We start from the raw sequence: 26224 nt of genomic DNA, 5'->3' as shown, positions 1-26224 counted from the left end.
GCACGCGTACCCCCAACCGGCGGGTGCGATGACCATCGAACAACAAAGGAGCCCCTGAATGGCTAACAAGGAAGAGATCCTCGCAGGTCTGGCAGAAATCGTTAACGAAGAGACCGGCGTTGAGGTTGAGGACGTTCAGCTAGACAAGTCCTTCACCGAGGACCTGGACATCGACTCCATCTCGATGATGACCATCGTCGTGAACGCTGAGGAGAAGTTCGAGGTGACCATCCCGGACGAAGAGGTCAAGAACCTCAAGACCGTTGGCGACGCAGTCGAGTTCATCGCGAACGCTGCCTAAGCTATCACCAATAACGATGCGGCGCGGGCTCTCACCGGCCCGCGCCGCATCGCTGTTTACCCAACTAACCCAATACACCCCGGGAATACAGCGAGGAACCCGCAGTGCGGACCCCACGCGGAACACACACGTATACCCCCCCGGGACCTACAGGTTTTTATCCACACACCACCGGATAAACCACCAAATCGACCACCGAAGAGAAAGTGCCACAATGTCTCGAAAAGTGCTGGTGACCGGCCTCGGCGCGACCACCCCCATTGGCGGCGACGTCCCCACCACCTGGGAAAACGCAACCAAGGGCGTATCTGGTGTATCTACCCTTGATTACCCCTGGGTCAAGGAATACGACCTGCCCGTATACATTGCAGGCCAGCTCGCCGTGCCCGCCCTCGAATCCGGCCGCCTCACCAAGGTAGAAGCAAAGCGCCTGGATCCCTCGGGTCAGCTCGCCCTCATCGCCGCACGCGAAGCATGGGAAGACGCAGGATTCACCGGCCCCGACGCCGACTCTGCAGAAGAAGTCGATCCCGAGCGCACCGGCGTAGCCTTCGGCACCGGCATTGGTGGCGTGTGGACCCTCCTCGACGCATGGGACACCCTCCGTGAGAAGGGTCCCCGCCGCGTCCTACCCATGACTGTTCCGATGCTCATGCCCAACGGTAACGCTGCAGCAGTCTCCATGAACCTCAAGGCACGTGCCGCAGCGCAGACCGTCGTCTCCGCATGTGCATCCTCCACCGAGGCCATGCAGCTGGGTGCTGAAATGATTCGTAGCGGCAAGGCTGACGTGGTCATCGTTGGTGGCGCTGAAGCAGCTATCCACCCGCTACCCATGGCAGCATTCGCCAAGATGCAGGCACTCTCCTCCCGGAACAACGAACCCGAAAAGGCATCCCGCCCCTACGACGTCGACCGCGATGGCTTCGTCATGGGTGAAGGTGCAGCAGCACTCATCCTCGAATCTGAAGAGCATGCCAAGGCACGCGGCGCACGCGTCTACGCGGAACTAGCAGGCACCGGCGTATCCGCCGACTCCTACCACATCACCGCACCGGACCCCGCAGCACTCGGCGCAACCCGCGCACTGCGTGAAGCCCTCGAAGATGGCAACATTGACCCGAAGACCGTCGTGCATATCAACGCGCACGCCACCAGCACCCCTGCCGGTGACCTGCCTGAAGCAACCGCAATGCACGAAACCTTCGGTGAGCACACCAAGAACATCGCCGTCTCCGCAACCAAGTCCATGACCGGCCACCTGCTCGGCGGCGCGGGTGCCCTTGAGGCTGTGCTGACCGTCCTGGCTCTGCACCACCGCATCGCACCCTGCACCATCAACCTGGACAACAAGGACCCCCAGATTGACCTGGATGTGGTGACCGAGGCTCGCGAGCTACCCGCCGGCGACATCGTGGCACTGTCGAACTCCTTCGGTTTCGGCGGTCACAATGCTGTTGTAGCGTTCCGTTCAGTAGAGGGCTAAAACTCTTCGACAGCCTCATAGAAAGGGCACGTCGGAAATGCTAGCGGGGGAGTGCCCTCTCTGCGGCGCCCCTAATCATCAATAACCCAGCCGCCTTGAAGATGGAGTCCCGTCGTATTCCCGAGAGGCACCCTCTGGAGGCTTGGCAATAAACAGGGGCGCCTGCGATAGATGTCTATCGTAGGCGCCCCTGTTTGCGTATGAAGTTTTACCTGCGGGTTAGTTGTTTGAGAAGTTGTACCGTACACCGCTCGCGGGGGAGTGCCCCCACCTCGCGTGTCCGGTACACACTCTAGGTCGCCTGCCCCTCGGGGAAAGATATAAAGGGGTAGCTTCTCGGGGTAGTTTGCCTCAGTCCGGGGCATATGAGGTCGGTGTGGGGCTGAGTTTTGTGTGCAGCTCTCCTGAGTGTGGGTAGGCAGGGTTTTACACGTTATAAACGGGTGGCGTATTCGCTCCTGTACTGCGAATACGCCACCCAAACACACCACACTCCACAAGACAATGCAGAGCGCACGGGATCAACCATCCCGTAAGGTTCCCGTAACTCCCATCGCGGACCGCGGTAGGCGACGACAGAAGAATGGGAGTTTATGACCGGTTGACACACACAGAGCCCCATAGAAAGGTGGACGCTGTGCGTTCTTCTGGAAGTTTATCGGAAGAGCTCCCCCGCCGGTTCCGCTTTTCTAGCTTCAAATGGCAGAAGCTTAAGGGTTTGATGTGAGTGCTCGGATGGTCCGAATCATGTCGTTCCCAACGGAACCGGTTTATCGGTGATGGGCGCTCCTGTAGATAAGAATAACCTTAAACCACCCCTGAACTAATCCTTAAACCAATAATTTAACCCTATTTTATAATTCCTTGTCGTAAAGGTAGTGATGGGTGTTCAATATGCTCTGGGTAATCCGCTGGAAACCGCTGTAACTCTTTGGCCTGTTTAGCACTCTCCACCGTTATGAAACCGTGATAAATCATCCCCGAAAAGTTGAAGAACAGAACTCCTAAATGACTCCACAGGTGACTGTCGATAGAAGCAAGCTGATGGGTCTTGAAAACGTACTCGGAACGTGGTCACAAAACGTCATCTTGTCACGGAAGTTATCCCAGAGAAAACAAATTAAAACCCCAGCGTGCGCTGTGGCATAATCAGTATCAACATCGTGCTCCGGGGTCGGTGAAATTCCGAACCGGCGGTCACAGCCCGCGAACCACTCTCGCAGGCAGGCAAAGAATCATACGAATCTTCGCATCCGGGCAGGACGCCAAGACTCCGCTAGAGACGCCCGCTTGCAAGAGAGGCCGAACCGGTGAAAATCCGGTGCCGACAGTACAGTCTGGATGGAAGGTAGCACGAGCAGAAAAAGGCAGGAGCGCACTCCGCCGAGCCTCCCGAGAAACCTCGAGGTAGCGTGTAGGGTGCACCGAAGCAGTTATTTGAGAAAACTGTTGCTCGAGAAAAATACTTGAGAAAACCGTTGCCCAAGGGCACAGCGGTTTTCTGTATGACGGGGGAGAGGCACCTTTCGTAGGTGCCGGTACATTATTCCCCTCGACCGCAGTCACTGATTTCAGCCATGGTGGGCTGATTCGCCGCTCCCGCCTCAGCACGGATACCGGGCACTCCCTAAGAACCCCGCGTTAGCCGCGCCTTTTTCTGTTCCTCTCCCCGGAGCCGCCGCAGATGCGCACACAGCGCATCCGACACACGGTCCAACTCAGAGAGGAAAGAAACAATGGACATTGTGCGGTGGCTCTTCGACGCACAAATTCACGTGGGGGACCAGTCTCTCCTCGTGCGCGAAGTTCTCGGAAACGCATTCGGCTTGGCATCGGCGCTTGGTGGCATGCGACGCAAAGTATGGGCGTGGCCCGTCGGCATTCTCGGCAACCTACTGCTCCTCACTGTCTTCCTGGGCGCCCTCGTCGGCAGCCCGCACCCCGTGACCATGCTCGGCCAGGCAGGCCGACAGGTCATGTTTATTGCCGTGTCCATCTGGGGCTGGCACCGCTGGCGCGTAACCCGCGCCTCCGGCGGTGACGCCTCCGAAGGTGTCGCGGTAATCCCCAAGTGGGCTACCAACATCGAACGCACAGGCCTGGTTGTCGCTATGGTTGCAGGTACTCTGCTGCTCACCCCCATCTTCCGCGCCCTCGGCTCCTACGAACCGGTCTGGTCCGACGCCTGGATCTTCACCGGCTCACTGCTCGCCACTTACGGTATGGCGCGCGGTTGGGTTGAATTCTGGCTCATCTGGGTTGCCGTTGACCTGGTCGGTGTGCCGCTACTGTGGAACGCAGGCTACTACGCAACCTCCTTCATGTACGTGTTCTACGGATGCTTCACCCTGATTGGCTTCTTCGTCTGGTGGCGCACCCGCAACCTGGAGGCGCAGAAGACTCAGGTGCAGACCCAGTTCCCCGACGTGGCCGTTGAGGTAACCGATGTACAGAAGGGTCGTGCTTAAGATGTCGCAGAACCCCTCGCTGCAGGTGCTGGCGAGCGCACACCAGCCCGCAACTGTTGCCCCGAGTGTATCTTTGCCGCACAACGATTTGGACTACTCCGCCGCGGAGTACGGGCACCTTGCCGGGCTGGCCGCCGCACGCACTCTCCAGCTGCCCGGCCCCGAGCAGACGCTCAGCCACGCAGAAGCTATGACCCTGGCACTGCAGGCGGCACGCCAGGGTATCCGCGGCGCGAACCCGCTTGTCGGCGCCGTTATCACCGACGCGCACGGGCACGTGCTGCACGTGGGCTACCACCGAGGTGCAGGCACCCCGCACGCCGAAGCCGACGCTCTCGCCGCCGCCCGTGCTGCGGGAACTGACCTTACCGGCGCCCGCATGTACGTGAGTCTCGAGCCCTGCAACCATACCGGACGCACCGGCCCCTGCTCCCACGCCGTCGCCGAGGCGGGTATCAGCGAACTCTACTACGCCTACAGCGACGATACCGAAAATGCAGCGGGAGGCGCCGCCTACCTGCGCTCGCAGGGGGTCACTGTGCACGCCATGGAGGAGTTCGCGAACGCATCCTACCTGCTGAATGAGCGCTGGTTCATTGCCGCCGCCGAACGCCGCCCTTTCATCACCGCAAAGAGCGCCTCCACCCTGGACGGGTTTATTGCGGCAGCTGACGGCACGAGCAAGTGGATTACCGGCCCCGCAGCGCGCATTGATGGGCATCTGATTCGTCACCGCTCCGACGCCGTCATGATTGGCACCCGAACAACTCTCATGGACGACCCGACCCTGGATGCGCGCGACGCCAATGGGGAACGCTTCAAGAAGCAGCCGCTGCGGGTGGTTATGGGCAAGACCGAGATTGCCGAGAACTACCGTGTGCGCGGTCTCAACCCGCCCGAAGGCGTGGAGGCGGACCCGCAGAACTTCCTGCAGGTCTTCACCCACGACCCTCGCGAACTGCTCGACGAGCTGTACGCCCGCGGGGTACGGCACCTCATGATTGAGGGCGGCCCCGGCATGGTCGGCCTCTTCGCCGGTGAAGACCTCATCGACGAGATGGTCTGGTACCGCGCTCCCATGATCATGGGGCAAGGTAAGAGCGCCGTGTACCGTCTGTTCGTGGACACCCTGGCGCAGGCACTGCGCATGAAGCTGGATGACCTGGGCATGTTCCCGGCGGTACGCGTGCTCGGCAATGACACCGCAACGCACCTGGTGCCGGCACCTCGCGGAACTGCGCAGGACTCCGGGTAGCGGCGCACCCCGGCGAAGCTGGATGCCTGGCTGCGCCCGAATAGTTGGCGCTGGCTAGTTCATGCCAGCTGATTCATACCGGCTGGTTCGCATGCTGGCACAAAACCTCCCCGTCACGGGGAATATTCGAAAAATACGTATAGTTATACCGACGAACAAACCATCGCCGCCCGTCGCCCTCAACGACGACGCCCCGGCGGACACGGCGAGAAAAGGAAAGCACACATGTTTACCGGAATCATTGGCGCCCTCGGCACCGTAGAATCCATCACTCCCATCGAAGGTAGCGACGCAGCCTACCTGACCCTCAACGCCGGAGATGTCGTCGCCGACCTCGAACACGGCGGATCCCTCGCCGTCAACGGTGTATGCCTCACCGCTATCGACCTCGACCAGCTACAGCCCGGCCAGTTCCGCGCCTACGCCATGGGCGAGACGCTGCGCCGCACCAACCTCGGCAACCTGAACCCGGGTGACACCGTCAACCTGGAGCGCTGCCTGCCCGCCGGTGGCCGCTTCGACGGTCACGTCGTGCAGGGTCACGTGGATGCGGTGGGCACCCTCGCATCCGTTACTGCGCACGAGGCATGGAGTACCCTGCGCTTCAACTTGCCCGCCGACCTGGCACCCCTGCTCGCTGAGAAGGGATCCATCGCTGTTTCTGGAGTGTCTCTGACCGTCACCGCAGTATCTGAGCCCGGCGAAACCCCCGCGTGGTTCGAGGTTGGCCTGATTCCCGAAACTCTGAAGGCAACCAACCTCGGCGCTCTCAAGGTCGGCGACAGCGTGAACCTTGAGACCGATGCGCTCGCTAAGTACGTGCAACGTCTGACCGCGTTCGCTGGCGTACCGCAGACCGGCCCTGCACACTCCGGTGAGCAGGTTGCGCCGCGCCGCGCCGACGCCGCAACCGTCCTTGACAGCGTGCAGACCGCAGTGGACGCTATCGCCGCAGGTCGCGCCGTAGTCGTCGTCGACGATGAAGACCGCGAAAACGAAGGCGACATCATCTTCGCTGCCGAGCACGCAACCCCCGAGCTGATGGGCTTCATGATCCGCTACACCTCCGGCGTGGTCTGCGCGCCCCTGAGCAATAAGCGTGCCGACGAGATGAACCTGCCGCCCATGGTTGCCAACAACGAGGACCCCAAGGGCACCGCATACACCGTCTCTTGCGATGCGGCATCCGGCGTGAGCACCGGCATCTCCGCGGCAGATCGCGCACGCACCGTGCAGATCCTCGCGGATACTTCCTCCACCCCGGCTGACATCACCCGCCCGGGCCACATCTTCCCGCTGCGCGCCGTTGACGGCGGCGTGGCGGAGCGTCCCGGCCACACTGAAGCCGCAGTGGAACTCTCCCGCGTGGCGGGCCTGTCCGGTGTGGGTGTTATCGCCGAGGTCGTGCACGACGACGGTTCCATGATGCGTTTCGACGCCCTGCGCGCCTTCGCCACCGAGCACAACCTACCCATGATCTCTATCGAAGACCTCATCAAGTACGTAGCTAAAGCGTAGGAGAACGCATGAGCGAAAACCCTAACACCCAGGCAACGCCGGGCACCTCCGTAGCGGGTACCTTGGCAGATCCGGTCATCCTGGTCGAGCCGGTTGAGGCGCAGGCTGAAGAGCTCAGCGCCAAATTCCTGAGCATCGCCTCCCAGCTCGCTGAAGGCTATCGAGTCAGCCCCCTCGACATGGTGCCCAGCCCCAGCCCGCTGCTGGTCGAAAGCACCGAAGAGGTCGCCGTACCCACCCCCCAGGGTCTGTTCGGTTTGCGCGCCTGGCGATTTGCAGATGGTGCCGAGCACCTCAGTGCCCGTGCCCTCGACCCTGATGGTGACCCCGTACCTGCTGAGGATGGGGGAGCGCCCGCAGTACGTGTCCATTCTGAATGCGCCACCGGTGACATTTTCGGTTCCTTCCGATGCGATTGCGGCCCCCAGCTGGAGAACGGCCTGCGCATCCTCAACCGCACCGGCGGGTACCTCATCTACGTGCGCAACCACGAAGGACGCGGCATCGGCCTGGTCAACAAGCTCCGTGCCTACGCGCTGCAGGATGCCGGACTCGACACCCTCGACGCGAACCTGGTGCTCGGCCTGGACGGCGACATGCGAGACTACTCGCAGGCGGCACTGATCCTGCAGGAACTCGGTGTGAACGAGCTGAGGCTCGTGACCAACAACCCCGCCAAGCGGGAGGCGCTCGAAAGCCTCGGCCTGCAGGTTACCGAACTCATCCCGGACGAAATTCCCGCTCGAGTCGAGAACGCACACTACCTGCAGACCAAGCGTGAGCGCATGCGCCACATGCTCAAAAGCGCATAGCGCACAGATTAGAAACCCTGCAGATAGCCCGTGTAACCCCCTGCACACTAAACTTTTCAAAAACCCACAACCCACAAGGAGAACACAATGAGCGGCGTAGGCGCAGCAGATATCACCCTCAACCCCGAAGACTACAGGGGCTTCAAGCTCGCAATCGTAGCGGCAAGCTGGCACACCCAGGTCATGGACGGCCTCATCGACGGTGCGCAGCGTGCAGCACGCGACGCAGGCCTCGAGCCGACCCTCGTGCGCGTTCCCGGTACCTTCGAACTGCCCGTCGCAGCAACCCGCCTCGCTGAGAAGTTTGACGCAATCGTCGCGCTCGGCGTGGTGATCCGCGGCGGCACCCCCCACTTCGACTACGTCTGCCAGGGCGCAACCAACGGCCTGACCGACGTGTCCGTGCTGACCGGCCGCCCCATCGGCTTCGGCGTGCTCACCTGCGACAACGAGCAGCAGGCACTCGACCGTGCAGGCCTGGAAGGTTCTAACGAAGATAAGGGCTACGAGGCAACCGCAGCGGCACTGCAGACCGCAGCAACCCTCAAGCAGTTCAGCAACTAACACCACTGAACGGTACGCGGCTCAGTTTCACGAAGAGACCTATTGACTCTTCACCGTGAAACTGGGTTGCAGCACCGGTTAAACTGAAACAACCCGCGCACCGGACTTACCGGGCTTTATCAGGCATAATCGGGCGTCTATGAATCTGGCATGTATGCACCAGAAAGATACATGCCGGCATATACGGTAAACCCCCGCGCGGCAGCTAAGGGACACAGCGCACCGACGCGCTCCCACCCCAACACCAAGGAGTACAGCAATGCAGGATTTGGGCACTATCACCCCCAGCCTCGAAGAATTTCGCGCCCGCGCAGCCAGCACCCGCGTCATTCCCGTACACATCAAAATCCTCGCCGACTCACTCACCCCCATCGGCATCTACCGAGCCCTCGTACTCCAAAACGACCAGGGCGAACCGGTCGAAGCAGCCCACGGTACCTTCCTGCTCGAATCCGCCAAAATCTCTGCAGAAGGCGAATCCGCAGCCTGGGACCGCTACTCCTTCATCGGCGCGTCCTCCCGCTCCACTCTCACCACCGTCGACGGCGCAGTCCACTGGCAGGGACGCACCCCCGCTGGCGCACCCGTCGACGGCGACCCCGTAGAAGCCATCGCCAAGACCCTGCAGATGCTCTACACCGAACCCGACCCGACCCTGCCGCCGCTCACCTCCGGATTGGTCGGCTACCTCGGCTGGGACGTCGTCCGCCACTGGGAGCACCTACCCTTCCCCCCTGCTGATGACGTGAACCTACCCGAATTTGCACTCAACATGGTCTCCGACATGGCAATCCACGACAATAAGGACGGCACCGTCCTACTCGTCGCCAACGCCATCAACTTCAACGGCACCAGCGAAAACGTCGACGGCGCCTACGAAGATGCCGTCGCGCGCCTGCACAGCATGCTCCGCCGCCTACAGCGCGGCGCCGCAGCCACCACCTCCATTCTCTCCGGCGTGGCAGACGTAGACCGTAAGGTCCGCGAAGACGTCACCCTCACCTGGAGCGAACAGGGCTTTAAGGATGCCATCGACCGCTCCAAGAAAAACATCATCGACGGCGACGTCTTCCAAATCGTGCTCTCACGCCGATTCGAAGCCGAAACCAACGCCAAGGCCCTCGACGTGTACCGTGTACTGCGCCAGTCCAACCCCTCGCCGTACATGTACCTCTTCAACTTCGAAGACAGCAACGGCACCCCCTTCCATATTGTCGGATCCTCCCCGGAGGCGCTCGTCACCCTCAAGGACGGCATCGCCAGCACCCACCCCATCGCCGGTTCCCGCCCGCGCGGCGCAACCCGCGAAGAGGACCTCGCGCTCGCCGAGGAACTGCTCGCCGACCAGAAGGAACGCTCTGAACACCTTATGCTCGTCGACCTGGCACGCAACGACCTCTCGCGCATCGCCAAGCCCGGCACTGTGTCCGTCGACCAGTTCATGATCATTGAGCGTTTCAGCCACATCATGCACATTTCATCCGCCGTTAGCGCCGAACTCGACCCGCAGTTCAGTGCCTACGATGTGCTACGTGTCGCCTTCCCGGCGGGCACCCTTTCCGGCGCGCCCAAGCCGCGCGCCATGCAGCTCATCGACGAATATGAACCCACCCGCCGCGGCGTCTACGGCGGCGTGTGCGGCTACTTTGACTTCGCCGGCAACATGGACATGGCAATCGCCATCCGCACCGCCGTACTCAAGGAAGGCACCGCCTACGTACAGGCAGGTGCAGGCCTCGTCATGGACTCCAACCCGGACTCCGAAACCCTCGAAACCGTCAACAAGTCCGCCGCCCCGCTGCGCGCCGTGCTGACCGCCTCCGGCCTGGCACCGCTGGACGCAGACGCAGCCGTCAACGCCACCAAGTAACCCAAGGAGACACCATGAGCACCGTTCTCGACGAGATCATTGTCGGCGTCCGCGAAGACCTCGCCGCCCGTGTACAGCAGGTTCCCCTTGAGGAAATAAAGAAGCGCGCCCTCGCAGCTGCACCCGCCCGCGATGCACTCGACTCCCTACGCGGCGAAGTACCCGGCGGCGGCAACGGCACCACCGCACGCATTATTTCTGAGGTGAAGCGCTCCTCACCCTCCAAGGGTGCACTCGGCGAAATCCCGGACCCCGCCGCGCTCGCCGCACGCTACGAAGCAGGGGGCGCCGCAGCAATTTCCGTGCTCACCGAACAGCGCCGATTCAACGGCTCCCTCGCCGATCTTGACGCAGTCCGCGCCGCCGTGAACATCCCCGTGCTGCGCAAGGACTTCACCGTCGACGAATACCAGATCTGGGAGGCACGCGCACACGGCGCCGACCTGGTGCTGCTCATTGTCGCAGCCCTCGACGAGCAGACCCTGTGCGAGTTCCTCGAACTCACCGAATCGCTCGGCATGAATGCCCTCGTCGAAACCCACACCCCCGAAGAAATCGAAGTCGCCCAGCGCATCGGCGCCAAGATTGTGGGCATCAACGTGCGTAACCTCAAGACCCTCGAAGTCAACAACGAGCACTACGCATCCCTCGCAGCGCACCTGCCCAACTCCGTCATCAAGGTCGCTGAATCCGGTGTCGCCGGCATCGAGGACGTGCGCGCCTACGCCGGCGCTGGCGCCGATGCGGTCCTCATCGGTGAAGCACTGGTACGCTCCGGCGATCCGGAGGGTACCGTGCGTGAATTCTCCAAGGTGCCTGTGACCCGCTAGCCTGTGGGTTAGTTGTTTGAGATGGCATACCGGACAACGCTCACGGAGGAGTGCCCCCTCTTCAGCGCCTGGGGGCGCTTCGAGGACGGAGCCCCCGCTTCGCGTGTCAGGTACGCCCTCTAGGCCGCCTATCCCTCGGGTTGGGTGAGATAGGGGTTGGTATATGGTTACCTTCTCCGATTGGCGGCTTGCCTCGGACTGGTTGAAATATATGCTTGGTGCGTGGTTTCCTTCTCGGGTTAGCTTGCCTTGGGCTGGGGATATATAGATGGCTTGGTCTGGGGTTGGGTGATGCCGTCAACTCACCCGATTCTGGGGTTATTTATCCTGTCGGATTCTTTATCTATTTCTTGAACATAAGCCTGGTACGTGAAAAGCCGGTGCCTGCTTCGCAGCAAGCACCGGCTTCACGCATCTCTTTCGTCATAATTAGCAGGAATAGCACGTTCATATTGAGGCGCAGTCAGTTCGTTGATAGTCTACACATGGATATTTCACCAAACTGCACCATCCGCTTTGGACTGGGCAGCACCCGCCGTATCTAATAGACACGATTCAACTGATACGGCGCCGCAATGTCCATCATGCGTCCACACTACACTCGCGAGAATACTTATGGCTCAATCCCCAGGAAAACCTGTGTCCTTCATCGAACGCGACCTCTCATCCGGCTCCTCCACCGGCCCCGTGCCTGCCCTCGAAGCGCAGCGCCCCTCCACAAAAACCAAGATGAGTAACACCGAACCCGCCGCCAACCCCCAGAAGCTGGCTGCCTGGCGCACCTGGGTCCCCGCCCTCATCATCTGGGCGCTAGCCTGCGCAACCCACCTCGGCACCTTCGCATACTCGCTCGCAGAAGACCAGCGAAACCCCCTCAGCCACGAAAACAAAAACCACAACGGTTTCCTCTCCTACCTCAACATCTGGGACGCCGGCTGGTACCGGGACATCTACAAAGAGTGGTACCCCACCGAACTACCCCTGCGCGCCGACGGGTCCGTATCCTTCAACTCCTGGGCCTTCATGCCCCTCCACTCAATGATCAGCGGCAAAGTCGCTGACATTTTCGGTATCGAGTACCACCTTGCCGCAGTCGGAGTCAGCCTCGCCGCCGGCCTCGCCTTGGCCGTTGTGCTCTACCGCCTCTTCATCGGCTCCCTGAACTGGCGTGACCGCGGCACCTTCGACACCCGCCCACTCGTTGGCGACGAAAGCCGAAACCGCATCGCCCTGTGGGCGCTCGCCGTGTACGCGTTCAGCCCGGCAAGCCCCATCTTCGTCACCGGTTACGCCGAGGCTCTTTCCACTCTGCTCCTTGCCCTGAGTGTGTGGTGTGTGGTGTGTGGCCGCTACATTCTGCTCCTTCCTGTGGCACTTCTGACGGCACTGTCCCGCCCGCTGGGTGTACCACTCGGCGCGTTCATAGGCCTATGGTGGTTCTGGTGCACCGTTTCTGACTATCTTGCCCGCCGCTCCGATGACTCCTCGCAGTCTGTCCTGTCGGATGCGTGGGCCGCGTTCCGCGGACGCTTCGTCCAGCTCCTCGGTGCCCTACTGGTCTGCAGTTTCGCCTTCGTACACCCCCTGCACGCGGCTCTGCGCACCGGACGCATGGACGCCTACCTCGCCACAGAACTCGGCTGGAGCTTCCGCAAGGTCGAAGACGGCCACCAGTACTTCGCCCAGTGGGTCCACCAATTCAACCTCTACTACGTGGGCTCCGTACCCGCCATCATCATGTGGGCCGCCCTGGTGCTCCTCATCCTGAGCTTCTACTGGTGGATGTCGCAGAAATTCACCCGCACCCTGCTACACCCCGCCCTGCGGCTGTGGACCGCCTGCTACGCCGGATACCTGTTCATCTTCTGGCTCCCGACGTCATCCACCGTACGTATTCTGCTGCCGCTGTTCCCCCTGTCGCTACTAATCGCCGCGTACCTGCCGAAGAGCCGCATGTACCGCCTCCTGCTGGTACTGGTGGGTCTGCTCGGCTCCGCCCTGTGGATGCGTCTGCTCTGGGGCGGCCCGGACGTGATTGGCCCCGTCTGGCTGCTGCCCTAAAATCAAAAATAGCTGCATAAAGCCGGTGCTCGGTTCTTGTCACGCAACAGGAACCGGGCACCGGCTTTTCACCTATTAGAGAGCTCTTAGCGGCCCGTATAGTCCGCGTCCGCGATATCCTTCGGCCAGCGCGCCTTACGGAACGGCGCCCACGTGAAGGCTGCCGCCACAAGCAGCAAACCACTGATGATGAATGCTGGAACAAAGCCCCACGCATCCGCAATCAACCCAGCCACCAGCGGGCCCAAAATCATACCGAAATCACTAAACATCTGATACACTGCCAACACCTGACCACCACTGCGGCGAGTACCAATCACATCAGACACCGCAGCCTGAATCGACGGGCCCATAAATGCCGCACCAATACCCAAGCACCCCGTCAACGACACAAACACCCACGCCACCGGCGCGAACCCCATAAACGTCACCGCAGAACCCGCCAACAGCAGACCCGAAAACGCCATCACACGACGACCAAAACGATCGGAAAAACGACCCGAGAACGTCTGCGTCAACGCATTACCCAACGAGTTCGTCGCCATCGCCAAAGAAGCCAATAGAGTACCCGCCACTGAATTCGACATATCGCCGCCAGTCGCCAAGTACGCCGCCGCCAACGGAATAATCGACGACTGCACACCAAACACCGACCAGCCAATCGCCCAATTTGAAACCAGCGCAGAACGGTAATTTGAGAACTTCAACGCGTCACGAACCGTCATCGCCGGCAGATCGCTCTCACCCGAAGAAGACTCAGGCTTAGCGCCCTTACCGGATGCACCAGCAGGTGAATCCGTCAGCAACTCATCAGCCGACTCAGAAGTAGGGGAAGGTGCCGCTGACGGCAACGACCCGGCGCCCTTACCCTCAGCCAGCGCCGCCGCCTCCATAATGGCGTCGCGCTCCGCCTCCAGAGCCGCCTGCGAAGGCATCAAGAACCACACAATCAGGCCCGCCGACAACAGCGAAAAACCATACACAATGAACGGCGCACGCATACCAAAGGGTGCCAGCGCGCTCGCAATCACCGGACCCAGCAGGTTACCCAGCAGGAACGCCGTCGCATAATAGCCCGAAATACGGCCACGCATATGCGCCGGGGACAGACGCACCAGCAGACCCATCGCAGAGACCGTGAACATAACCGAGCCGATACCCGCCACCGCACGCGAACCCAGCAGCACCCAATAATCCCAGGCGAACGCAATCATAAACGACGTCACCGACACAATCAGCATGCCAATCGTGTACACCGGACGTTCACCCCAACGGGTAATCATCTGACCCGCCGACGGCGCAAAAATCAGGCGCGTAATAGCCAACGCAGAAACCACCATCGTCGCCATAGCGACCGTGGCATTAAAATTCTGCGCATAATTTGGCAGCACCGGCGCCACCAAACCAAAACCCACCGCAATCATGAACGACGCAGCAATCAGAACCTTCAAACCGGTTGGCACGCGGTTCGGATCAATCGTGCGCGGGTCAAAAACAGGCGGTGTTTTGGCAGGGTTCCTCATGCTCGTCCTCGAAATAGTGCGGTGCCTTACGGCAGCCGCGGGCCCCACCCGCAACTGCCCATCATGTATTCGGCTAAAAAACTTAACAGTGTCCAGTCTACTCGCCGACAGCCGGGCACGCGCGTCGCCTCGACCAGTCAAACCGCCCAAACCGGTAAGCTAGTAGTGTGAATGAAACGATGATAATAATCTGCGCAATCGTGCTGGGTGTACTGGTTATCGCCGGTGTAGTTTTCGCCATTCTGCGCCGACCCAAGAAGACCGCGAATCTGCAGTCTTTGCGTCAGGAAGCGGCAGAAGCCTCTGGCGGTTCGGCGGAAGAACCTAAAAGCCTGGCACCTCGCGCTATTGAACTTGATATGCCCGACCCGTCCGCGGGGCGCCTGGTCCGCCTGCGTGCCCGTCTGGCACGCTCCAACAACATGCTCGGCCAGGGCCTGCTGGCTCTGCTCTCCCGCGACCGCATCGACCAGGATGTCTGGGACGAGGTTGAAGAAACCCTGCTGCTCGCCGACCTCGGTTCTGAGCCGACCACCCGTCTAGTGGAGGCGCTGCAGCAGCGTGTGCGCGTTGAGGGTACGAGCAACCCCGCCGCCGTGAAGAAGATGCTCCGCGAAGAGCTTGTGAAGATTGTTCGCCCCGACATGGACCGCGAACTGAAGACTGCCGGCAGCGATGGCAACCCCGGAGTGGTGCTAGTTGTTGGCGTGAACGGCGTGGGTAAGACCACGACTGTCGGCAAGATCGCCCGCGTGATGGTCGCTGACGGTCAGTCCCTGATTCTGGGTGCTGCGGATACGTTCCGTGCGGCTGCGTCTGAGCAGCTGACCACCTGGGGTGACCGCGTGGGCGTGAAGACCGTGCGTTCCGAGAAGGAAGGCGCCGACCCTGCATCCGTTGCATTTGATGCTGTGAAGGCTGGTAAGGAGCAGGGTGTTGACACTGTGCTCGTGGACACCGCGGGCCGTCTGCAGAACAAGTCCGGTCTGATGGATCAGCTCGGCAAAATCAAGCGCGTTATCGAGAAGGAAGCGCCGGTCACCGAGGTTCTGCTCGTGATTGACGCGACCACCGGCCAGAACGGTATGGTTCAGGCGAAGGTCTTCGGCGATATCGTGGATGTCACCGGTATCGTACTGACTAAGCTCGACGGCACCGCAAAGGGCGGCATCGTGGTTGCTATCCAGGAGGAGCTCGGCGTTCCCGTCAAGCTCATCGGCTTGGGTGAAGGTCCGGACGACCTAGCGCCGTTCGACCCGGAAGCGTTCGTGGACGCACTGCTGGACTAACATCCTCATATTCCGCCGAGAAGCCACATGTGTTTTGAGAAGCCACCAAAGACGTGGCTTTTCGAAACACGTGTGGCTTTTCGCGGTTAACGGGCGTGTAATGATGGCGGGCAGTATACGAGGCGAGACTCTGGGGTATTCTGAGGGATATTCTGAAACTAGAAGATGAAACACCCCTCAGACGGCCCCGATCATCGCACACCATACAACCCAATTCACCCCGAAGTTCAGCGAAGGAGTTACCATGGCAGCCACCAACCTCCTTGGAACTCTTCCCGACCCCAACTACTGGCGCCTACCTATGCTCCAACGGCGCGTGCGACGGCCTTGCCCAGCTCGTTACACCGTACAGCCTTTCCCACACCCAGCTGGCTGAGGCTACCGGCATTGCTGACGAAGCTACCGTGAACAGCTGGGTTGAAGCAGCGCCGCCCCGACCTCTCGGCGGATGCTCCCGCGCCCCTGGAACCCGCGCTGCGGTACCTGGATGGAACCTACCTTCCCGACCCCGCAAATTGGCCTGGCGATAACGCCTACGACCTGGGTTGTGGCTGTTAATTTCGCTGCGTGACGTGTCTATGTTGTGCGGTTTTGTTTTCACAGGTATGAGCAATACAGAACAAATGTGCATTATGATGCAAAGTCTGTTGAACGGGTTCCAAAATGACGTCAGAAAACTTTTTCAACATGCACATGGGACGCATATAACACGCTGGGGATAGGGGGAGAAAGTGGCTGAACGTTTAATCCGTCCTGTAGACTTTAAATGATTGAAATTTGATAAAGGAGAAGAGTTATGTCAGAGCTGACCACTCAAAATCAGGCGGAGGAGCAGGGCCCGGCCCGCACTGTCGTCGTGGCAGAAGATGAGGCATTGATTCGCCTCGACATCGTCGAAATTCTGAAGGACCAGGGTTTCGATGTAGTCGCTGAGACTGACAACGGCAAGACCGCTGTCGAGCTAGCGCAGAAGCACCGCCCGGACCTGGTCCTCATGGATGTGAAGATGCCGATTATGGACGGCATCACCGCAGCTGAAGAAATCGCGAAGGAACAGATTGCTCCCGTCGTTCTGCTGACCGCATTCAGCCAGAAGGAACTCGTTGACCGTGCCGTTGAGGCAGGCGCTATGGCGTACGTTGTCAAGCCGTTCTCCCCGAATGACCTGGTTCCCGCAATCGAGGTGGCAATCAGCCGCTACGAGCAAATTCGCGCCCTCGAGAAGGAAGTTGGCACCATCCGCGACCAGTTCGAGACCCGTAAGCTGGTTGACCGTGCAAAGTCGCTGCTCATCACTAAGATGAACCTGACCGAGCCGGAAGCATTCCGTTGGATTCAGAAGACCTCCATGGACCGCCGCCTGTCCATGCGTGAAGTTTCTGACACCATCATCAAGCAGCTCTCCTAAATACGAGACATACACAGTACACATCGGTATAGGTATGAACGTACGCTACGGCGAAGACTAGGAATCGCCCGTATGCGCCTTCGGTTGGTCAGCATCTGACCTGCACCTTTTCTGACACGCTAACGCCCCATCCCTCACAATGAAGCTTAAGGACGGGGCGTTAACGTTTTATCTTCTGAAGCTCACACCCTGCCAGAGCAGTCGGAGCGTTTCTATGTCAGTGCTGCAGGCAACTCAGTACCACAAGAGGCGCAGCGTCGGACAGGCTTAGCGCATGTAGCGGCTCAAATCGTCTTCGTTATTGTTGTGGCCGCTAATCGGGCGGTCCGTGGGGGATCCAGCCCAGAGCATGCCGCCGGTACCGAGCATCACGCCCAGCCACCAGAAGCTACCGGGGTTATTAATTGCGGTCACCAGGCACACCAGCATCACACCGATTGCGATGGGCAGGACAATGCGCTTGGCGCGCACAATCTTCGGGTAACGCTTGAAATAGGGGGTGCGCTCGCGGGCCATGGTGCTCCTTCTGGTCGTACCTTCTGGTGGGGGTGCTGTGTACCCCGTGCTTCTACGATTTTAGGCTACTTGCTGAGGCTGTAGGACTTCATGCTGCGGGAGATTATGCAGTGGGGCGGGGGATCAGCATGTTGGTGATACGTGCCGTGCAGGTGGTGCGGCCGCGCTCATCCACAATGTCGATGGAGTGGATGCACAGGGTGCGTCCGAGCTTGACGGCGGTGCAGGTGGCGGTGACCATGCCGGAGACTGCCGGGCGCACGTGGGTTGCGTTGATGTCTACACCGACTGCTACGAGGTCTTCACCACCGTGCACGCCCGCTGAGAGTGAACCGAGGGTTTCGGCAAGGACCACGTTGGCGCCGCCGTGCAGCAGACCGATGGGCTGGGTGTTGCCGGCGACGGGCATGGTTGCGACGGTGCGTTCTTCGGTGAGTTCCTGGAACTTAATGCCCATGGCGGGAATAAGCTCGCCCAGGCCGTGGGGGAAGTAGGAGTGCAAGTGTTCGGGGATGCCACTTTCGATTAGCTGCGCCTTGATTTCTTCTGCGGTGAGGGTGGTGGGTGCTGCCGCACGGACGGGTGCGTGCTGTGTGTTGTTTTCAGTCATGCCTTCCAGTGTACTCCCCGGTTAGGGTGCCTTTGGTGCAACGGTCGGTTTCTTGGTCAGCGTCCGGGTATGATTCAGCCCCGCCTCCTAAACGGGGAGGCGGGGCTGAAAAACGCTATGTGAGCGGATGAGAATTAGGCGGAAATAGCTTCTGCCTTTTCGATGTCCTCGTCGCGGATTTCTTTATCGGGGTTCACGCCGCTTGCCTTGGAGATACGCTCAGTCAGGGCTGCGATGGTTGCGTCACCGGTCACGTTGGTTGCGGTACCGAAGGAGTCCTGAGCCAGGTATAGGGCAATCATCAGAGCAATCATGGAGGTGTCAAAGCCAAGCATGGACTGCAGCAAACCGATTGCGGTCATCACGCCACCGCCGGGAACGCCGGGAGCGGCCACCATCATCACGCCAAGCACCAGAATCATGGGGATCAGGCTACCAAAATCAGGGTGCTGACCGGTCATGAACAGCACTGCCACCGAGCAGGAGGTAATGGTAATCATAGATCCGGAAAGGTGGATGGTTGCGCACAGCGGGATAGCGAAGTCCACTACGCGGGGAGAGATGCCAGCCTTCTTAGCTGAACGCACGGTCACCGGGATAGTTGCAGCCGAAGACTGGGTACCGATTGCGGTGAAGTATGCCGGGAGCATGGTCTTGAGCATCTGGATGGGGTTACGGCGGGAAATTGCACCAGCCACCGAATACTGCAGGGCCAGGGTGACCCAGTGCAGGATAATCACCATGACAAAGACGAGGCCGAAGACCGAGAGAATCTTCGCTACCTGACCGGCGAGGGTCATGTTCGCGAACACGCCCACAATGTGCACCGGCAGCAGGGGGATAATTACGTAGCCGAGCATCTTTTCAACGATGACCTGGAAGTCCTCGAAGAGGTTCAGCATCGCACGGGTCTTCAGCGCGGTAATGCCCAGACCCAGGATGAAGGAGAGAATCAGCGCGCTGAGTACCCCCATAATCGGGGTTAGCTCGATGGAGATGTAACCCTTGGACAGTGCGTTCTCCGGGTTGTCGAATGATGCCAGCTGCTGACCCTGCAGAATGATGGGGTAGAGCAGCAGTGCGCAGGCCAGTGCCAGGAAGCCAGCAAGAATGCTGGAGATGTACGCCAGACCCACGGTGATACCGAGCATCTTACCGGCGCCCTGAGCGAGGGAACCAATGCCGGGCACGATGAAGCCGATAATAATCAGCGGAATCGCGAAGCTCAGGAAAGCGCTGAATACGGTGGAGAAGGAGACGAAGATCTGCACAATGAGGTCAGTGGGGATGGCTGCGCCGGTGGCGTCATTGATGCCGCTAATCATTCCGGGGGTCAGCATGCCAATCAGCACGCCCGATGCGATGGCGATAATAATCCACGCGAGGAGGGGGAGTTTTTTGAGTACCTTCATAGTTTCCTCAATGAGGGTTCGTTGTGTTAAGTGCGGGAGGCGCCCTCACAGTCCGGTGAATCCTGTCGGTGAATTCTGGGTAGAGTTCTGCCTATGAATACACGGGGTGTGGGGGTTTCCTACGCTGGAGGCGATAATAAGGTTATATATTATCCGGAAACTGTATTATTATCCACCTTACACAGTGGCTTGGGGCACAATCTTTGGGAAGAAAACTCACCAAACACACCCCACCGGTACCTATATATGAGGTAAAACTCTTTCCACACACCCCATTATTCCGCTATATGGCACAGCACTGGCACCCAATACGGCGCGGGCACCCCCCCACAACACTGACCAGACGCCATCACAAAACCAGCCATCACGAAACCCTCTGTCACGAAGTTAGCCACCGAGAAAACTCAGACTCGATACACTAGAGGGGTGACTACAGAGAACAAAACCCTCCTGCTCATTGACGGACACTCCCTCGCCCTACGCTCCTTCTTCGGTATCTACACCATGGCCGAAAAGACCGGACAGCACATCTTCGTGCGCAGCGACGGCCAACACACCGAAGCCGTCCACGCCTTCCTCTCCACCCTGCTGAGCATCATCAAAGACAACCAGCCCAGCCACATCGCCGTAGCCTTCGACCTGCCCGGCGGCACCTTCCGTACCGCCGAATACGGCGAATATAAGGGCGGTCGCAACGCCATCCCTGAAGCCTTCAACGGCCAGATCGACCTCATCAAAAAGATGCTTGGCGCGCTCAATATCCCCGCGCTCACCTACGAAAACTACGAAGCCGACGACATCGTCGCAACCCTCACCCACCGCGGTATCGAAGCCGGCTACCAGGTCCTCATCCTCTCCGGCGACCGCGACATCTTCCAGCTTGTCACCAACGACGTCACCCTGCTCTACCCGGTCACCACCGGCCCCTCCAAAGGTATTCAGCGCATGGACCCCGCCGCCGTCGAAAAGAAAACCAAGGTGCCCCCGCACATGTACCCCGACCTTGCCGCCCTCACCGGCGAACAGGCGGACAACCTGCCCGGCGTGCCCGGCGTGGGCCCCGGCTTCGCCGCCAAGTGGCTCAGCGAATACGGTTCCCTCGATGCCATCATTGAAAACAGCGACAAAATTGGCGGCAAAAAGGGAGAGGCGCTACGCGAAAACATCGACAACGTGGTGCGCAACCGCCGTCTCAACCAGCTTGTCAAGGACCTTGACCTGAACGTCACTCTCGAAGACGCCGCATTCACCCCCGACCTGGATGCACTCAACACCTTCTTCGACGAAGTAGAGTTCCGCACCATCCGCAAGCGTGCAGCCGACACCCTCGGCCCCATCGTGTGCGCCGCAGGCTCCACAAGTTCAGCCGCAGAAGCAGGGGAGGAGGGTGCTACCAAGAAGGCACCCACAGGCCCCGTCTACGCACCCATTGCTACCAGCGCACCCACCAAAAACGCAGACGCAGCGGCATTCCGCGCCTTCTGCGCCGCCGCAGCCGAAGAAAACTACGGTAGTGACGAACAGGACGCGCCCATTGCCGTACCCGAACGCCTCGAAGGTGCCGTGACCCTCTACCCGGTCACCAACCTGCCCGTAGCGCGCCCTGCCATCGGCGATGCACCCGCCGTCAAGGTCACCAAAACCAAGATCCGCGCCGCCGAAGAAAACCCCGAACTGCTCGGCATGCTCCTCACCAGCAAGAGCATCAGCCTCTGGATTGACACCCGCACCATCGACCCGGAACTCGACGCCGCCCTCGCCGCCTGGCTCTCCGACGAAGCAGCCCGCAAAATCGTCATGGACCTCAAAAACCAGCGCAAACTCCTGCGCGCCTACGGCTACGAACTCGCCGGCGCCGTCGAAGACCCCGCACTGTCCTCCTACATGTGCGGCTTCATCCCCACCGCAACCCGTAAGCTCTTCTCCGAACGCATGGAAGACCTCGCCGAACGCTACCTCTGGATCCCCAAGGGCCCCTACGCGCAGCTCGTCTTCCAGCCCGAAGAAGAAGAGGCAGCACCCTCCCTCTTCAGCCTGCCTGGCGAAGCCGAACCCGTCGAAAACCTACGCTACTTCACGCAAATCAGCCGCATCATCCACGAACTCGCGCGCCTGCTGCACTTCGAAATGGAAGAGCACGGCCAGCTGAAAGTCTACGAAGAAATCGAACTGCCGTTGCTCTACGTCCTCGCAGACATGGAACAGGCAGGCATCGCCGTCTCTGACGCACTCCTGACCGAACTGCACGACACCTTCTCGGCACGTGCCGCCCAGTCACAGGACGCCGCACGCGCCATCATCGGCGACACCGTCCAAACCGACGACGGTGAAGAACCCCTCAACCTCGCCTCCGTCAAACAGCTGCAGACCGTGCTCTTCGACAAGCTCGCCCTGCCGCACACCCGCAAAATCAAGTCCGGCTACTCCACCGACGCCGAATCCGTCACCGAACTGCTCACCAAAATCTCCCCTGAGTCCGACGGTGCCGCATTCCTCGGTGCGCTCGCCGCCTACCGCGACAACATCAAGCTCGTCCAGACCGTCGAAGGCCTGCAGAAAGCAGCCGCTGACGACGGACGCGTGCACACCACCTTCCAGCAGGGTGCCGCCTCCACCGGTCGACTCTCCTCAACCGCACCGAACCTGCAGAACATCCCGATCCGCACCGAAGAAGGCCGCCGCATCCGTGGTGCCTTCATCGTCGCGCCCGCACCCATTGATGGTGTGGAGTACGAGGGCCTGCTCACCGCCGACTACTCGCAGATTGAAATGCGCATCATGGTGCACCTCGCCGCCGACGAGAAGCTCATCGCAGCCTACGAAGCGGGGGAGGACCTGCACCGTTACGTCGGCTCCGAAGTCTTCGGTGTAGTACCCGAAGAAGTCACCCCCGAGCAGCGTTCCAAGGTGAAGGCAATGTCCTACGGCCTGGCATACGGTCTGTCCCGATTCGGCCTCGCCAAGCAGCTGAACATCAGCTCCGACGAGGCAGGCGAACTGCGCACCAACTACTTCAAGCGCTTCGGACGCGTGGGACGATTCCTGCGCGGTGTGCTCAAGCAGGCACACCAGGACGGCTACACCGAAACCATTTTCGGCCGCCGCCGCGTGCTGCCCGACCTGGACTCGCCCAACCGCGTACGCCGTGAAGCCGCCGAACGCGCCGCCCTCAACGCCCCGATTCAGGGCACCGCCGCGGACATCATTAAGATCGCCATGATCAACATTCACCGCCGCCTGCGCGAAGAGGGCCTCAAGACCCGCATGCTGCTGCAGGTGCACGACGAAATCATCCTTGAGGTCGCCACCGGTGAGCGTGAAGCCGCCGAACGCGTGCTCGTCGAGGAGATGAGCGGTGCCGCCTCCCTGCGTGTTCCTCTGGATGTGCAGGTCGGCTGGGGTAAGTCCTGGCAGGAGGCGGGCCACTAGGCTCAGCTCCTCAGTTCCCGCTTGGAAAATAGTGCTCATTCTGGGGGCCACTTGGAAAGGCGGTGCTCAGCTTTGCTCCGCACGGAAAGCGGTATTCGTCCTCGTTCCTACAGGGGCACCCCCACCCTTCCCAGGTTGAGAGGAACGAGGACGAACGTTGTCCCCTCATCACCCCCTCCGCAAACTGCAACTCTAAAACCGCAAATAAGTACGGGAATCCCGGGCGCGTAACCATTGACGACACGCCCGGGATTCCCGTACACTATTAATCGCGTGTACCAACGTACGGGTTTTCTATGCTCTTTTTCTCCTTAAGAAAACGGGGAGAAAACGGGCATAGACCGCTCGCACACCCTGCCTAGAGCATCTGCTTCCGGTGGGGTGGTACACATGTAAGTATCCGTCAGCTCGACGTTTCCTCACCTCGTTCAAAGGCGTTAGCGGCCCTATGCCGTGCGCGCCGGGGTGAAAAAGTGAGCCGGTCGACGCCTCCACCCGGGGGTGTTGAACGGCGAACCGGCAGCGTCGACCTATTAGAAACCCAATTGGAGCCCTCACTACATGAGCACCAACATCCCTCAGGTCGCAATCAACGACATCGGCGACGAGCAGGCATTCCTCGAGGCTGTCGAGAAGACCATTAAGGTCTTCAACGACGGCGATCTCGTCTCCGGCCAGGTCGTTAAGATCGACCACGATGAGGTTCTGCTCGACATCGGTTACAAGACCGAAGGCGTCATCCCCTCCCGCGAGCTGTCCATCAAGCACGACATCGACCCCTCTGAGGTTGTCGAGCTCGGCTCCGAGGTTGAGGCACTCGTCCTCACCAAGGAGGACAAGGAAGGTCGCCTGATCCTCTCCAAGAAGCGCGCACAGTACGAGCGTGCATGGGGCGACATCGAGAAGGTCAAGGAAAACGACGGCGTCGTTACCGGTACCGTTATCGAGGTTGTCAAGGGTGGCCTTATCCTCGACATCGGTCTGCGTGGCTTCCTGCCCGCATCCCTCGTTGAGATGCGCCGCGTCCGCGACCTCGCACCTTACATCGGTCAGCAGATCGAAGCTAAGATCATCGAGCTGGACAAGAACCGCAACAACGTTGTTCTGTCCCGCCGTGCATACCTGGAAGAGACTCAGTCCGCTGTTCGCTCCTCCTTCCTCAACGAGCTGGAGAAGGGTCAGGTCCGCGAGGGCGTTGTCTCCTCCATCGTCAACTTCGGTGCATTCGTGGACCTGGGTGGCGTGGACGGTCTGGTTCACGTTTCCGAGCTGTCCTGGAAGCACATCGACCACCCGTCCGAGGTTGTCGAGGTTGGCCAGCCCGTTACCGTCGAGGTTCTCGAGGTGGACCTGGACCGCGAGCGCGTGTCCCTGTCCCTCAAGGCAACCCAGGAAGATCCGTGGCAGGCATTTGCTCGCACCCACGCTCTGGGTCAGATTGTGCCCGGCAAGGTCACCAAGCTCGTTCCCTTCGGTGCATTCGTGCGCGTTGAGGACGGCATCGAGGGCCTCGTCCACATCTCCGAGCTGGCAACCCGCCACGTTGACCTGGCTGAGCAGGTCGTCTCCGTTGGTGAAGAGGTCTTCGTTAAGATCATCGACATTGACATGGACCGCCGCCGCATCTCCCTGTCCCTCAAGCAGGCAAACGAGGGCGTTGACCCCAACGCTACCGAGTTTGACCCCGCTCTGTACGGCATGGCTGCAGAGTACGACGAGGCTGGCAACTACAAGTACCCCGAGGGCTTCGACCCCGAGGCTAACGAGTGGCTGGAAGGCTTCGACGCACAGCGCGAGGCTTGGGAAGCACAGTACGCAGAGGCACAGGCTCGCTTTGAGGCTCACAAGGTTCAGGTTGCTAAGGCTCTCGAGGCTGACGCAGAGGCTGCAGCAGCAGCTCCCGCAGCAGCTGAGCCCGCACCGACCTCTTACTCCTCCGAGGAGCCCGCTTCCGCAGGTACCCTCGCATCGGATGAGGCACTGGCTGAGCTCCGCAAGAAGCTGACTGGCAACTAATCTGCCGCTCAGATGAGCACTCATCAGGCGTAATAGCCGATAGGTAACCCCGGCGTGGGGTGCCTAGAGCAGAGGAACCCCCTCATCTCCCGTTTGGGAGGTGAGGGGGTTCTTTGCGTTATTGGGGTTTTGGAGCTGGGCGCGTTGGGAGCCGGAGGGCGTGTGCCCGGTGTTGCCGGGGAAGATTTTTAGGTGGCTTTTAGGCGGCAATCATTTGCGCCCACACGGCGTGCACCTGCTTGGCGGTCTCCTCCAGCGAGCCGCCATTATCAATAATCCAGGTTGCAACCGCCTCACGCTGCTCGTCGGTTGCCTGTGCGGCGATGCGGGCGCGCGCATCCTCCTCACTCATACCGCGCGAAGATACGAGGCGTTGCAGGCGAGTCGCTAGGGGAGTGCGCACCACGACCACACCCTCAAAGGCGGACGGGTCGCCGGTCTCCACAAGCAGGGGAATGTCCTCAAGTACCACGCCACTAAAACCGGGTTCGGACTGCGCCTGCTCCACCAGCTGTGTGGCACGCTCACGAATAGCGGGATGCACAATTGCGTTCAGACGCAGGCGCGCCTGCTCATCATTGAACACGATACGCGCCAGGGCGGGGCGGTTGAGGCGGCTGTCCTCATCGAGCAGATGTTCACCGAACTCTGCGACCGTGCGGGCGAGCACCGCCTCGCCGGGCTCCATGAGGGAGCGGGAGATGGCGTCCGCATCTACCAGGAATGCGCCCTGCTCAACGAAAAGGGAAGCGATGGTGCTTTTGCCGCTGCCGATACCGCCGGTGAGGGCGTAACGGCGCAGGGCAACGGATGCGGGGAAAGAAGGCTGGGGCATGAGACGGTGCTCCTGACGGGC

20 protein-coding genes and 1 riboswitch are annotated in these 26224 nt (G+C 60.4%); of the genes, 15 read left to right on the top strand and 5 right to left on the bottom strand.

The genetic code is table 11. The features are described from left to right. Nucleotides 1-58 precede the first annotated feature (58 nt). The 10 genes from QFX07_RS05165 (at nucleotide 59) to QFX07_RS05120 (ending at nucleotide 13165) form a co-directional block, all read left to right on the top strand. The gene (locus tag QFX07_RS05165) at nucleotides 59-301 is read left to right on the top strand and encodes an acyl carrier protein (RefSeq protein WP_005507475.1); all 243 of its coding nucleotides are present in this window, start codon (nucleotides 59-61) and stop codon (nucleotides 299-301) included. 214 nt (nucleotides 302-515) lie between these two features. Continuing rightward, entirely contained in the window at nucleotides 516-1787 is a 1272-nt protein-coding gene (gene fabF, locus QFX07_RS05160) for a beta-ketoacyl-ACP synthase II (protein ID WP_279740668.1), read from the top strand. Nucleotides 1788-2946: 1159 nt separating this feature from the next. Next, a riboswitch (FMN riboswitch) is annotated at nucleotides 2947-3146 on the top strand. 377 nt (nucleotides 3147-3523) lie between these two features. Then, nucleotides 3524-4255: a nicotinamide riboside transporter PnuC gene (pnuC, locus tag QFX07_RS05155; protein ID WP_279755051.1), complete on the top strand. Its 732-nt coding sequence runs from the start codon at nucleotides 3524-3526 to the stop codon at nucleotides 4253-4255. 1 nt (nucleotide 4256) lies between these two features. Next, a complete protein-coding gene (gene ribD / locus QFX07_RS05150) occupies nucleotides 4257-5510 on the top strand; it encodes a bifunctional diaminohydroxyphosphoribosylaminopyrimidine deaminase/5-amino-6-(5-phosphoribosylamino)uracil reductase RibD (protein ID WP_279755059.1) in 1254 nt (417 codons plus the stop codon). A 225-nt stretch (nucleotides 5511-5735) separates the two neighbouring features. Beyond that, nucleotides 5736-7028 carry a 3,4-dihydroxy-2-butanone-4-phosphate synthase gene (gene ribB, locus QFX07_RS05145; RefSeq protein ID WP_279755050.1) on the top strand — a complete coding sequence of 431 codons (1293 nt, stop codon included), beginning with the start codon at nucleotides 5736-5738 and terminating at the stop codon, nucleotides 7026-7028. Between the two features lie 8 nt (nucleotides 7029-7036). Next, nucleotides 7037-7840, top strand: a complete 804-nt coding sequence (locus QFX07_RS05140; protein WP_279755049.1) for a GTP cyclohydrolase II — start codon at nucleotides 7037-7039, stop codon at nucleotides 7838-7840. An 87-nt stretch (nucleotides 7841-7927) separates the two neighbouring features. After that, on the top strand, nucleotides 7928-8404 hold the full coding sequence (ribH, locus tag QFX07_RS05135; protein WP_279740676.1) for a 6,7-dimethyl-8-ribityllumazine synthase: 477 nt from the start codon (nucleotides 7928-7930) through the stop codon (nucleotides 8402-8404). A 259-nt stretch (nucleotides 8405-8663) separates the two neighbouring features. Continuing rightward, nucleotides 8664-10274 carry an anthranilate synthase component I gene (locus QFX07_RS05130; RefSeq protein WP_279755048.1) on the top strand — a complete coding sequence of 537 codons (1611 nt, stop codon included), beginning with the start codon at nucleotides 8664-8666 and terminating at the stop codon, nucleotides 10272-10274. A 14-nt stretch (nucleotides 10275-10288) separates the two neighbouring features. Then, nucleotides 10289-11104 (top strand): indole-3-glycerol phosphate synthase TrpC, encoded by an 816-nt coding sequence (gene trpC, locus QFX07_RS05125; protein ID WP_279740679.1) that lies wholly within the window; start codon nucleotides 10289-10291, stop codon nucleotides 11102-11104. 639 nt (nucleotides 11105-11743) lie between these two features. After that, a complete protein-coding gene (locus tag QFX07_RS05120) occupies nucleotides 11744-13165 on the top strand; it encodes a hypothetical protein (protein WP_279755047.1) in 1422 nt (473 codons plus the stop codon). An 86-nt stretch (nucleotides 13166-13251) separates the two neighbouring features. Here QFX07_RS05120 and QFX07_RS05115 read toward each other — a convergent pair whose 3' ends face one another. Beyond that, on the bottom strand, nucleotides 13252-14688 hold the full coding sequence (locus QFX07_RS05115; protein WP_279755046.1) for an MFS transporter: 1437 nt from the start codon (nucleotides 14686-14688) through the stop codon (nucleotides 13252-13254). A 179-nt stretch (nucleotides 14689-14867) separates the two neighbouring features. On the opposite strand from QFX07_RS05115, the gene ftsY reads away from it, so the two are divergent. The 3 genes from ftsY to QFX07_RS05100 all read left to right on the top strand — a co-directional run bounded on the left by ftsY (nucleotide 14868) and on the right by QFX07_RS05100 (nucleotide 17385). Next, nucleotides 14868-15977 (top strand): signal recognition particle-docking protein FtsY, encoded by a 1110-nt coding sequence (ftsY, locus tag QFX07_RS05110; RefSeq protein WP_279755045.1) that lies wholly within the window; start codon nucleotides 14868-14870, stop codon nucleotides 15975-15977. 417 nt (nucleotides 15978-16394) lie between these two features. Then, the gene (locus QFX07_RS05105; RefSeq protein WP_279740685.1) at nucleotides 16395-16535 is read left to right on the top strand and encodes a hypothetical protein; all 141 of its coding nucleotides are present in this window, start codon (nucleotides 16395-16397) and stop codon (nucleotides 16533-16535) included. A 238-nt stretch (nucleotides 16536-16773) separates the two neighbouring features. Further along, nucleotides 16774-17385: an ANTAR domain-containing response regulator gene (locus QFX07_RS05100; protein WP_005509159.1), complete on the top strand. Its 612-nt coding sequence runs from the start codon at nucleotides 16774-16776 to the stop codon at nucleotides 17383-17385. Nucleotides 17386-17652: 267 nt separating this feature from the next. Here the strand turns inward: QFX07_RS05100 and QFX07_RS05095 are convergent, their stop codons facing one another. The 3 genes from QFX07_RS05095 to QFX07_RS05085 form a co-directional block, all read right to left on the bottom strand. Then, nucleotides 17653-17901 (bottom strand): hypothetical protein, encoded by a 249-nt coding sequence (locus QFX07_RS05095; protein WP_279755044.1) that lies wholly within the window; start codon nucleotides 17899-17901, stop codon nucleotides 17653-17655. 103 nt (nucleotides 17902-18004) lie between these two features. Next, nucleotides 18005-18511 carry a PaaI family thioesterase gene (locus QFX07_RS05090; protein ID WP_279755043.1) on the bottom strand — a complete coding sequence of 169 codons (507 nt, stop codon included), beginning with the start codon at nucleotides 18509-18511 and terminating at the stop codon, nucleotides 18005-18007. A 134-nt stretch (nucleotides 18512-18645) separates the two neighbouring features. Next, complete coding sequence (locus QFX07_RS05085; RefSeq protein ID WP_279755042.1) at nucleotides 18646-19923, bottom strand: dicarboxylate/amino acid:cation symporter; 1278 nt, start codon at nucleotides 19921-19923, stop codon at nucleotides 18646-18648. 426 nt (nucleotides 19924-20349) lie between these two features. On the opposite strand from QFX07_RS05085, the gene polA reads away from it, so the two are divergent. Continuing rightward, complete coding sequence (gene polA / locus QFX07_RS05080; RefSeq protein ID WP_279755041.1) at nucleotides 20350-23352, top strand: DNA polymerase I; 3003 nt, start codon at nucleotides 20350-20352, stop codon at nucleotides 23350-23352. Nucleotides 23353-23913: 561 nt separating this feature from the next. Then, a complete protein-coding gene (gene rpsA, locus QFX07_RS05075; protein WP_005506223.1) occupies nucleotides 23914-25368 on the top strand; it encodes a 30S ribosomal protein S1 in 1455 nt (484 codons plus the stop codon). 199 nt (nucleotides 25369-25567) lie between these two features. Here rpsA and coaE read toward each other — a convergent pair whose 3' ends face one another. Continuing rightward, entirely contained in the window at nucleotides 25568-26203 is a 636-nt protein-coding gene (gene coaE / locus QFX07_RS05070) for a dephospho-CoA kinase (protein WP_279755040.1), read from the bottom strand. Between the last annotated feature and the right edge of the window lie 21 nt (nucleotides 26204-26224).

The sequence above is a fragment of the Rothia similimucilaginosa genome, assembly GCF_029850985.2.
Classification (GTDB): Bacteria; Actinomycetota; Actinomycetes; order Actinomycetales; family Micrococcaceae; genus Rothia.
This window is presented reverse-complemented; position numbering and strand designations above follow the sequence as displayed.